This window comes from Polymorphospora rubra, assembly GCF_018324255.1.
Taxonomy (GTDB): Bacteria; Actinomycetota; Actinomycetes; order Mycobacteriales; family Micromonosporaceae; genus Polymorphospora; species Polymorphospora rubra.
Genome location: NZ_AP023359.1, coordinates 8,355,699 through 8,365,212 on the forward strand (window position 1 = coordinate 8,355,699; position 9,514 = coordinate 8,365,212).

Consider the following 9,514-nt stretch of genomic DNA (forward strand, 5'->3'; position numbering starts at 1 on the left):
GCCGCCTCCTGCCGTCACGAGTCGTTTCCCGGTCGAGTTGCTGGTCGTGGGATGCCGGTTCCGGCAGGCGTCAGATGATCGCCCACCGGAACCGGCCGAACCGGCGCGACTAGCAGTCGCTGCCCTTCACGGTGTCGCAGCCGTCGTCCGTGTCGGCCAACAGCGCCGCAGCGACCGGCCCCTCCCTCACGATCTCCACGTCCAACTCGAACGGGTCACCGCTGACAGCAAGCAGCTTGTTCATGAGTACCTCCACAAGGGACTTGAATGACAGGTGGGCAGGTAGCCCCCGCAGCTACCCACACAACCGGTTCAACCAGGCGGACCGGATCCAGCGGTGGGGATAACTGGATCCCGCGCGGTGCGCTCGACCTCTGGATGGGGCTGTGGTCGATGACCTGAGCGCCTGTGTGACCGGGTAGTAGCGTCGCGCTGAGGAACTCGGCGCGGGCGACAGAGAGCCAGCCGGCGGCCAGGGCGTGCTCGCCAGCGTGGCAGGTGGCGTCGAACCAGCGGGTAACGGCGGCGACGAAGGCGATGAACTGTTCGAGGTCGACGATGTACTCGTCCTGGCTCCGTGGTGCGATACCCGAGGGATGGCTGTGATCTGGGTGAGGGTCTGCACTCTTCCCGGCGAACAGGGCTGCCATCGAGTTGGAGGGATTCCACAGCATCTGACCGTCGGTGGTCTGGAAGGAGCGACTCATCGTTTTCCCTCCTGGGCCGGTGCGGGAATGGCCGGCGTCGGGTGTGGGTCGTTGACGCGTGCGCGGGCCAGGTTCGGCTGGGTGTGGATGGTGGTGCGGGTTGCGGCCGAGGTGCGACGACCTGCGTCGTTCGTGGTGCCCGGAGCCGCTGCGGTGGCGGCACCCTCGGCTTTCCCGTTCGGTTGGGTGGGTGGGCTGGCCGGGGCAGGCGTGAGGTCCTGAGCGGTGGTGTGGAGGTGGTCGTGGGCGACGGTGAAGCGCAGGCTGCGGGGGTGTTCGAGGTAGAGGCGGCCGGCGAGGCTCTGGGTGACGGCGACGGGTGGGTAGGGGTCGGGCATGTCGAAGACGGTGAACGGGGTGTCGTAGCGTGCGGCGGCCTCGTGCCCGTCGGGCAGTATGCGGATGGTGTGGCGGGGCTGGCGGGCGAGTTTGTGGAGGTGGGCAATCTGTTGCTCCATCAGGTGGGCGTCGCCGACTGGGGTTCGCAGGGCGGTTTCGGTGATCACGGCCGACAGTCGGGTTTTTCCCTCGTGGAACGTGTGGCGGCGGGCGGCGTGGGCGGCGACGGCGGCCTGGTGTTCGGGGGTGGGTTGGCGGATGCCCATCTGGGTTTGGATGAGGCGGGCGGTGTATTCGGGGGTTTGGAGCAGGTCGGGGATGCGGGTGGTGGCGTAGTAGCGGATCTGGGTGGCGCGGGTTTCGAGCCATGCGAGGTTGACGTAGGGGCGGTAGGGCAGTTCGTCGCCGAAGTCGATGTCCCAGTGGTCGCCGTGTCGGGCGTCGAGGGCGAGGGAGCACAGTTGGTCGCGTTGCCGGTCGTCGAAGACGTGGTAGATGTCGAGTAGTGCGGTGACGGTGTCGTATTTGAGTTTGAGTTCGCCGAGTTCGAACCGGCACAGGGTGCTCCATTCGACGCCGAGTTGCGGGGCGACCTGTTGCAGGGTGAGGCGGCGGTTGACGCGTAGTTGGCGGAGTTGGTCGGCGAGCCACTGGCTGCGGACGGTGGGCCGGTGGCGTTCGGGGAAGGGCACGGCGTTCTCCTGGTGCGGGTGGCTCGGTGGGAGGTCGTCGCGATCCCATGCGTCGCGGCGTTGTGGGTTGTTGGCGAGGTGCAGCAGCGTGGTGCGGCGGCGGGCGTCGGTGATCTGGTAGACGTCGAGCAGGGCGGTCACCGCGTCGGCGGGGAACGGCCATGCGGCTAGTTCCCATCTGGACAGGCCGGAGTGGTTGGGCCCGAGGTGCCGGGTGGCGGTCTTGAGAGTGACGCGTCGTTGTTTGCGGAGGCTGCGCATCTGCTCGGCCAGCCACCGCGCGCGCAGGCTGGTCGGCGGATGTTTGTACGACACGGCGCTGCTCCTCGAGGAGATCGGCGGGCTGGATGTGGCCGGCGGCGATGTGGGTCCCCTCAAACCCGCCGCCGGCCACGGTGACGGCACGTCGACCACCCGTGGTATCGGCGTGCCGTCACGCCGGTCACGCCGGTCCGGGACCGATCGTCAGCGGATCGGGCGGCGTGGCCGGAGTCGGGAGCTTGGTACGGTCCGGGGCTTGGCATGGCCTGTGCGGGGCTCGGGTGGAGGCGAACGGATTCGATGCCGCGGCGGTCGCTGGGGCGGTCGGGGTGGGTATGCCTGCGGCGGCCAGGGCGAGCAGGTATGCGCTGCTCGGCATTGCGGTGCTGGCGGTGGCCGCGGTGGCCAGGGTCTTGTTGGGCAGGGGAATCAGGCTGCCAGCGGGGCGGGCCCGCCGGTGGTGCAGCCCGTTCGCTGTGGTGACCGGGACGGTGGTATCCGACTGGTGTACCAGTTCGCACAGGGTGTATTCGCCGCCGGTGTGTCGTGGCGTGACGACTCGGCCGTCGCCGAGCAGGAGCTGTCCGTGGGCGGGACCCGATGGCTGGTCGGACTTGGGTTCGGTGTCCGGGGCGGGGTCTGTCGGCATGCTGACCTCTGTTTGCGGTAGGTGGCGGCCTCGGATGAGTTGTGGGGTCGGGTGTCGGGGACGGACGTGGTGTAGCTAGCCGGGAATCCGATCGACGCGGTCGTGGGTGTGACGGCACCAGTGGCAGGGTTCGGGTGGCCGGCGGCGACCTCGTCGGGTCGCCGCCGGCCGGTGCGCCGCTGCCCTCCCCTGGCTGCGGCGCACGTTGGTCCCCGCCTCCCGGTTGGCGGCGGTGGGAGGCGGGGAAGGGACGGTGGGCCGGAGGAACCCGGTCGTCCCTTGGCGGGTACCACGGTCAGGGGTTTCCTGTGCGGTACCCGATGGCTGTTCTTGGGCGGGGTATGGGTCGTCGCTGGCGGCGGGTGGCGTTGCGGAGGTCGTTGACGAATCGGTCGAGGTCGTGCTGGGTGAGGCCGGGCATGCACACGATGTGGCTGCGTCTGTTCTCGGTCGGGATCGACCAGCGGGCGGCGACGGCTGGTGGTGGTGGGCGGTCGAGGACGACGGTGAAAGCGTGCGGGTGGCGCCAGGCGGGCCAGCGGATCTCGGTGAGCTGGGTGAGGGTGTGGGCGGCGAGTTCGCGTGCGTGTTCGGCGCGGGTTCGCAGGCCACTGAGGCCGTGTCGTTGTAGAGCGGAGCGCAGGATCAGGGGTGCGTGTCCGTTGCGGCTGCCGGTGATGGTGGTGTCCGGGCTGCCGATGTAGGACACGGGTGCCTGGGTCGGGGCTGCGGCGCTGGTGACCAGGACGCCGCACGGGAACGGGGTGCCGAGGAACTTGTGGCCGGAGACGACGATGCTGTCGGCGAGGTCGAAGCCGGGTCGCTGGTCGGGTTCGAGCAGTGCCAGGGGTATCCCGGCGAGTGCGGCGTCGACGTGCACGTACCGTGCCGGCACGCCGATGTCGTCGAGCACGGCGTTGATCTGGTACAGGTCGTCAACGGCTTCGGTCATGGTCGTACCAGCGGTTGCGACAACAAGCGCCGGCCGGCCGGGATGCTTCGTGAGGCGCCGGCGTAGGTCTGTGTAGTCCATCTCGCCGCGGTCGTCGGCGGCCACGACAACCGACGGCATCGCGAGCAGGTCGATCGCCTTCGGCACGGAGTAGTGCGCGGCCGTCGTGTAGCAGACGATTCCGGTCGGGTGGCGGCGGCGGGCTTCGCGCAGAGCCCAGAGGTTGCCTTCGGTGGCACCGGTGGTGACGTAGCCCCACCGGTCATCCCCGGCACGTACCAGGTCGGCGATGATCTCGACAACCTGCCGCTCGGCGGCCTTGGTGTGGCCGGGGCTGGCGCCGTCGACGTAGGGGTCTCCGACGTTGTTGAGCAGCTTCCTGGCCATGAGCGGTGCGAGGTCGGTGAAGTCGACGTCGGTGGCGCCGGGGTAGCCGATCGGGACACGGCCGGCCGTATCCGGGGTGGGCAGGATCGTGGTCATGGGTGGTGCCGCCGGATGGTGTCGTGCAGCCGGTCGACGGCCTCCCAGACGAGGCGGGTGTCGGGATCGTGGGTGAGGTTCGGTCGCCAGTGCCAGGGCCGGTAGACCTGGCCGGCGACGGCCAGGTTGTGCGTGGCTGCGATGGTGAGGCGGCTGTCGGCGAGGTCGACTAGGAGCCGGGTGCCGTCGGCCAGGCGCAGGTGGCCGCGCACCGGTACCTCGAGGGAGGTGCGTACCTCACCCGTGGCGGCCCACGCGCGGGCCGGGGTGTCCAGGGTGGTTACGGCCAGGCCGAGCCAGGTGGCTTTCGGGTCCATGCGTTCGGCGCGGTTCGACATAGCTACGCGCGGGTCGTAGCCGGTGCCGTGTCGGGTCACGATCGTGGTCAGCCGGTGCAGTAGCGGGACGAGGTTGTCGGCCTCGGGGCCGGCGAGAAGGAGCCGGGATGCGATCCGTATCCGACCGGTCGGCTCGGTGTAGAGGAACGCGCAGGCGTTGGGGCTGATCGGGTCGCGGGTGCGTCGGTCGAGGGCGTGCATGGCGTGTAGGGCGGCCATCTTTCGCCACCGGTCCACTACCGCGTTGCGCATTTCGGCGGCGGCGCTTTCGGCGGTACGCGCCGCCTCATGACCGGACTGTGGTGGCGCAGGTTCGGTGAGGGGGTTCTGGTCGTCGCGCAGGGCTCGGAGTTCGGTGGTGGGTGTCTCGGTCATGGCTTGTGTCTGGGTCATGGCTACAGCTCCAGGGATGCCAGGCGCCGGTCAGGGACCGTGAGCGGGTCGGGCCGGCCGGCACCGATCGCCGCGTACACGGCGGGCCGGTGGTGCCCTAGGACGGTGGCCCAGGCCAGGCCGGCAACGGCGGCGGCGATGATGCAGGCGGGGATGACGTGACGCAGCGGCGATTGCGGGGCGATGCCGAGTAGCAGGTGCAGGTTGCCGACCATCACGGCCAGCAGGCAGGCCCCGCCACCGTCCCGAGGGCGGGACCGATGCCGTACGTCCACACGCCGTGCGAGGTGCGTCGTTCGCGAAGGCCGAGAACGATCGCCGCAACGCTGGTGGCGGTCAGCAGCGCCACGATGGCGACGGCGGCGAGGCTGGACAACGACGTGAACAGCAGCATCGGATCGGTGCCGATCCAGGCGGTGCCGGCGATGACGGCGCCTGCCACCAAGGTTTGGGCCAGTGAGCCGCCGATCGGTGCCCCGGCCGTGGTCGTCGCGGCGAACACGGTCGGCACGACCCGGTCCCGGCCGAGCGCGAACAGGTAGCGGGCGCTGACGGCGTGGAGGGCGATCATCGCGGTGACGATCCCGGCGGCGAGGACCAGGCCGGCGACCGCTGGCAGGATCGGCCCGTGCTGGGCGGCGAGGATCTGCCAGGGCTGCCCGCTCATCGCGGCCGGGTCGCCGAGCTGGCCGGGACCGACAGCGACGCCGATCGCCCACGCGCAGAGCCCGTATCCGATCGCGGCGGCGGCGATGCCCGCCCGCACCGCGGTCGTGACGGCCCGGGGTGTGCGGGCCTCCTCGGCATACGTCGTCGGCGACTCCAGGCCGACGAACGCGGCGATGGACAGGGCCAGGACGCCGCCCCAGCCGTCGACCAGCAGCGCCGAGGGGTCGAAGCCGGTCACCGTGAGCTGGGCGTCGGCAGGGTTGGTCACCGCCGTGGCCACCAGCAGGATCAGGATGAGGAGTTGGCAGGCCAGGACGGTGGCGATGATCCGGGTTCCGGCGGTGAGCTGCCGGATCCCGGCGACCGCGACCACCGTCCACGCCACGGCGGCCCACACCCACCACGGGCCGCCGACGCTGGCCGCGACGACCGCCCCGAGCAAGCCGAACAAGCTGATCTGGATGGCGTAGTAGGCGACGACCGCCACGAACGCACCGGACACGCCCGCTGCCCGGCCCAGCCCGTCGGTCAGGCTGCCGTAGAATGTCGCGGCCTGGCCGGTGCGGGCGGCCAGCGCGAGGTAGCCGACCGTCAGCAGCAGTAGTGCGCCCCCGAGGAGCACCACCGCCAGGGGCAGCCCGGCAACGCCGGTGCTGGCGTAGGTGGCGACGATCCCGCCCGCGACGACCGTGACCGGAGACGACGCCGAGATACCAGCCCCGGTCAGTCCGAGCGTGCCGATCGTCTTGCGCGCCAACGCGGACTGCGTCATACCGGCACCTCCCCGACCATGGCTTGCCCGAGGGGACGCCAGAACGCGCGTGGGTGCTCTACGAGCCGGTCAACACGCCGGTTGATCAGCCGTCGTAGCAGCGCACGCAGGGACCAACGGCGGCCGTCCGCCGACCCGGCAGGCTCCTCCGGTAGTTCGGCAGGGGCCGGGTCGCCCGGCACTTGATCGGGGATGCCGATAGGGCAGTCCGGTGAGCGGCAGTCGGTCTGGTTGTAGTGCGCGTTCATCTCGTAGCGGGTGATCTCGACGACCGACCAGGCGGCAGGTCGCAGCGGGCCGAGTTGCCAGTAGTCACGGTCACGGGTGAGCCGGCGCTGCGCCTGCTCGACAGTGCGGCTCAGCCCGAAGTAGGTGTGGGTGCCGTCGGGCCAGTCCCTGCGCACCGCGAACCCGTTCCTGGGCGGCTCGGGTGGTAGCGCCGGCCAGCGGCGTGGTGGTGCCTTGCGGCGTTCGTCGGGGTCGGGGTCGCCGGGGTTGCTCAGCCAGCGAGGTCGATCCATGAGGGTTCTGCTCCGGTGGGTGGGGAGGGCGGATGGAACACAAGCCGCAGGGCGGAAACGTTGTCCGTGGGCGGGTCGGACGGGCCGGCGGGGTGATCCCGGGCTGCGGGCACATCTGGCCCGCAGCCCGGGGTCTTCCCTGAGTGGCCCTGGCCTGCCGTGTCGTGCCCTGCCGAGCCAAGCCGCGTGGAGCCTCGGCGCGGCGGGACCAGCGGTGTCAGGCCCTGACCTCCCGACACCCCTGCGACGGGTCGATGTCGACGAAGACGGGCAAGTGGTCGCTGGCGACCCTGGCGAGCGGGGTGTCGAAGACCGCGTGCCGAGTCACGGCGTCGAGATCCTGGGCGCTGGTGTGGATCGTGTCGATCCGGCGGGCAATGCTGCGGCGGCCGTAGTCACAGGTCGGCCAGTGGCCGGTGGTGGCCTGCCACACCGGCGATCGCACTGCGGTGTCGCGTAGGCCGCTGAGTTCCCACACCTGCGCCGGTCACCGGACCAACTCCCTTCAGGAGTGTTGTAACTCGGTCGGATGCTGGCCGGACGTGTCCGACGGGTGCGTGTGGTAGGTGCTGCTGGCCGGTGGGCTTGCGGGTGCCCACCGGCCGGCAGCCGGTGTGGTGGCAGGCCGGGCCGCGTCCTGCCACCCCCTTGGCGGCATTCACTGGGGCGGTGGATGCCTCAAGGGCCCGTGAAGGTTCGGCGCGACGCGGCGCTCGCACCAGGGGCGAATCGGCACCGGGTCAGGTGCAGGGGGTGCCGGGTGACCTGCCCGGCGGGCAGGGCAGGTGGATGACGTCCAGGGGCCGCATCTGCAGGTCGCCGGGGATCGTGCCGATGCCCTGCAGCAGCACGATCGTTTTCATGACCTTCGTCGGGTCGAGGTCGCCGATGTCCGCGCCTGGGCCTCGGACGTAGGCATCCATCAGCTCGATCTCCTTGACGGCGGCGTCGGCCTTGAACTGGGGCACCCGCTCGACGAAGACCCGCGCGGCGGCGTGCGGGTCGCCGATGGTGTCCCCAAGCCCGCGGTTCGTGGCCGCGACGAACCGGGCGACCAGGTCTGGGTCACGGTCGATGAGATCTGTCGAGGCGATGATCACGTTGCCGTACAGGTCGCTCAGCACATCGCTGTAGGGCAGCACCACCGGCGGGTCACCACCGGCCATGACGGTGATCCCCGGAGTACCGATCACGGTCTCCGCGACCGCGTCGACCTTCTTGTTGACCAGCATCGGACGCAGTTGCCCCGCGTCCATCTGCTGCCAGATCACCTTCGACGCGTCGATACCGGCAACCTCGGCGTAGGCCGGGAACAGGGTGTAGTTCGTACCCCCGGCCGGGTAGCCGATCCTCTTGCCCTCCAGATCAGACGGCCGGCTGATCCCGGACGACGACAGCGCGGTGATCGTCGAGATCGACCGCTGGTACAGCGCGCTCACGGCACGGAAACCGCCCTTGTCCAGCGTCGGAAGCTGAACGATCGCGGCGCTCAAATCGACGACAGCGAAATCGGCCTCGCCGTTGAGCAGGACACCGATGTTGCGGGCGGTGCCCTGCCCCGGGCGGATCGTCACCGCCAGCCCCTCGGCGGCGTAGTGACCCCGCGCGTCAGCCACGTGGAATGGGGCGTCCATCGGCAGCGAATTCACCGGCCCCAGCACCGTCACCTCCCGCACCGCGCCCGGCGGCTGAGGACCCTGTCCACTGCCGGCACACCCGGCTGACGCCACCGCCACCACCACGGCCGCCGTCACCGCCGCCATCCGTCTCCACACCAGAATAAGTCCTTAGAAGTCAAATCGGGCACATGGGGGGTGCAAGGAACCGCCGGACGACCAACCCACGGCCGCCCGCCGACCTTTGAAGAAGTGGAAAGGGTTGCCGGCTACGCCGGCGCGAACCCGACCGTGGTCCAGGTCGCGTTACCGATCACGACCGTCTCCGGGTCGTGCATGATCTCCGGCAGCCGGTCCAACAACACCGGATCCGCCCCGTGGGCGATCAACTGGTCACGCAACTCGGCCGCCACGACCGTCACCAGCCGGCACCCCGGGCTGCCACCCGGCCACGAGCGGGCGCTGACCGTCGTACGCACGTCGACCAGCCCGGCCGCCTCGAACGTCTCCGCAGCCTTCACCGACCAGGTCGCATCGTTGCCCCGGGCGTCGAACACCGCCCGCAGCGCCTCCTGGTAGTGCTGGTAGACGTCATGCGCATCGGCGTACGGGCTGTGCTGGACGAAACCGCTCCACAACCCCCACTCCTGATCGACCAGCACCCCGCCCGGCCGCAACACACCCGCGTGCTGATGGACCAGATCGCGGCGGGCGGACGTGTGCGCGGCGAACAACCGCAGCGGAATCCCGTCCCAGCCACCGGGCAGTGGTCCGTCCGCAACGTCGTCACGCTGCACGATCCGCAACCCGTCGACCGGCGGGATGTGGCGGGGATCGATGTCCGAGGCGACCACCTCAGCGGTCGGCCCCAACGTGCGAGCCAGCCACCGCGCCACCGACCCGTTCCCCGCCGCCGGCACCCAGTACCGGCCCGTCGGCACCAACGGCAACCCCCCCAACAGCCCCGTCGTCTCCTCGTCCAGGATCTCCGACAGGCAGTCCAACATCGGACTCGCCGTCGCACGGGCGTTGTCCAGCGCATATTGCATGGTCATTCCGGCCTCCCCAGCCATCGGCATTACGAATCCACGGCGGGCCGGTGACACGGCTCCGCCGACGTAG

Annotated in this window: 12 protein-coding genes; all 12 read right to left on the reverse strand. The window is 70.2% G+C overall.

Annotated features, from left to right (window positions below):
- Positions 1-109 precede the first annotated feature (109 nt).
- Positions 110-244, reverse strand: coding sequence for an FxLD family lanthipeptide (locus tag Prubr_RS36515; RefSeq protein WP_212820328.1), 135 nt, complete (start codon positions 242-244; stop codon positions 110-112).
- Positions 216-707 (reverse strand): DUF6086 family protein, encoded by a 492-nt coding sequence (locus tag Prubr_RS38525; protein ID WP_425517970.1) that lies wholly within the window; start codon positions 705-707, stop codon positions 216-218. Before Prubr_RS38525 ends, Prubr_RS36515 begins: the two co-directional genes overlap by 29 nt.
- Positions 704-2,053, reverse strand: coding sequence for a helix-turn-helix domain-containing protein (locus tag Prubr_RS36520; protein WP_212820330.1), 1,350 nt, complete (start codon positions 2,051-2,053; stop codon positions 704-706). Before Prubr_RS36520 ends, Prubr_RS38525 begins: the two co-directional genes overlap by 4 nt.
- Positions 2,054-2,180: 127 nt before the next feature.
- Positions 2,181-2,648 (reverse strand): hypothetical protein, encoded by a 468-nt coding sequence (locus tag Prubr_RS36525; protein ID WP_212820331.1) that lies wholly within the window; start codon positions 2,646-2,648, stop codon positions 2,181-2,183.
- A gap of 295 nt (positions 2,649-2,943) precedes the next feature.
- A complete protein-coding gene (locus Prubr_RS36530) occupies positions 2,944-4,083 on the reverse strand; it encodes a histidine decarboxylase (protein ID WP_212820333.1) in 1,140 nt (379 codons plus the stop codon).
- Complete coding sequence (locus Prubr_RS36535; protein ID WP_212820335.1) at positions 4,080-4,796, reverse strand: hypothetical protein; 717 nt, start codon at positions 4,794-4,796, stop codon at positions 4,080-4,082. The genes Prubr_RS36530 and Prubr_RS36535 overlap by 4 nt, the downstream gene beginning before the upstream one ends.
- A gap of 20 nt (positions 4,797-4,816) precedes the next feature.
- Positions 4,817-5,032 carry a hypothetical protein gene (locus Prubr_RS36540; RefSeq protein ID WP_212820337.1) on the reverse strand — a complete coding sequence of 72 codons (216 nt, stop codon included), beginning with the start codon at positions 5,030-5,032 and terminating at the stop codon, positions 4,817-4,819.
- A complete protein-coding gene (locus tag Prubr_RS36545) occupies positions 5,029-6,255 on the reverse strand; it encodes an APC family permease (protein ID WP_212820339.1) in 1,227 nt (408 codons plus the stop codon). Before Prubr_RS36545 ends, Prubr_RS36540 begins: the two co-directional genes overlap by 4 nt.
- Positions 6,252-6,776 carry a hypothetical protein gene (locus Prubr_RS36550; protein ID WP_212820341.1) on the reverse strand — a complete coding sequence of 175 codons (525 nt, stop codon included), beginning with the start codon at positions 6,774-6,776 and terminating at the stop codon, positions 6,252-6,254. Before Prubr_RS36550 ends, Prubr_RS36545 begins: the two co-directional genes overlap by 4 nt.
- A gap of 217 nt (positions 6,777-6,993) precedes the next feature.
- Positions 6,994-7,221 (reverse strand): exonuclease/endonuclease/phosphatase family protein, encoded by a 228-nt coding sequence (locus Prubr_RS36555; protein ID WP_212820343.1) that lies wholly within the window; start codon positions 7,219-7,221, stop codon positions 6,994-6,996.
- A 295-nt stretch (positions 7,222-7,516) separates the two neighbouring features.
- The gene (locus Prubr_RS36560) at positions 7,517-8,551 is read right to left on the reverse strand and encodes an ABC transporter substrate-binding protein (RefSeq protein ID WP_212820345.1); all 1,035 of its coding nucleotides are present in this window, start codon (positions 8,549-8,551) and stop codon (positions 7,517-7,519) included.
- Between the two features lie 110 nt (positions 8,552-8,661).
- Positions 8,662-9,447, reverse strand: a complete 786-nt coding sequence (locus tag Prubr_RS36565; protein WP_212820347.1) for a class I SAM-dependent methyltransferase — start codon at positions 9,445-9,447, stop codon at positions 8,662-8,664.
- Positions 9,448-9,514 lie beyond the last annotated feature (67 nt).

Excerpts from the sequence above, each read along its gene's own strand:
- Prubr_RS36535 (WP_212820335.1), bottom strand. The coding sequence starts at position 4,796 with ATGACCGAGACACCCACCACCGAACTCCGAGCCCTGCGCGACGACCAG.
- Prubr_RS36550 (WP_212820341.1), bottom strand. The coding sequence starts at position 6,776 with ATGGATCGACCTCGCTGGCTGAGCAACCCCGGCGACCCCGACCCCGAC.
- Prubr_RS38525 (WP_425517970.1), bottom strand. The coding sequence starts at position 707 with ATGAGTCGCTCCTTCCAGACCACCGACGGTCAGATGCTGTGGAATCCC.
- Prubr_RS36515 (WP_212820328.1), bottom strand. The coding sequence starts at position 244 with ATGAACAAGCTGCTTGCTGTCAGCGGTGACCCGTTCGAGTTGGACGTG.
- Prubr_RS36530 (WP_212820333.1), bottom strand. The coding sequence starts at position 4,083 with ATGACCACGATCCTGCCCACCCCGGATACGGCCGGCCGTGTCCCGATC.
- Prubr_RS36545 (WP_212820339.1), bottom strand. The coding sequence starts at position 6,255 with ATGACGCAGTCCGCGTTGGCGCGCAAGACGATCGGCACGCTCGGACTG.
- Prubr_RS36565 (WP_212820347.1), bottom strand. The coding sequence starts at position 9,447 with ATGACCATGCAATATGCGCTGGACAACGCCCGTGCGACGGCGAGTCCG.
- Prubr_RS36525 (WP_212820331.1), bottom strand. The coding sequence starts at position 2,648 with ATGCCGACAGACCCCGCCCCGGACACCGAACCCAAGTCCGACCAGCCA.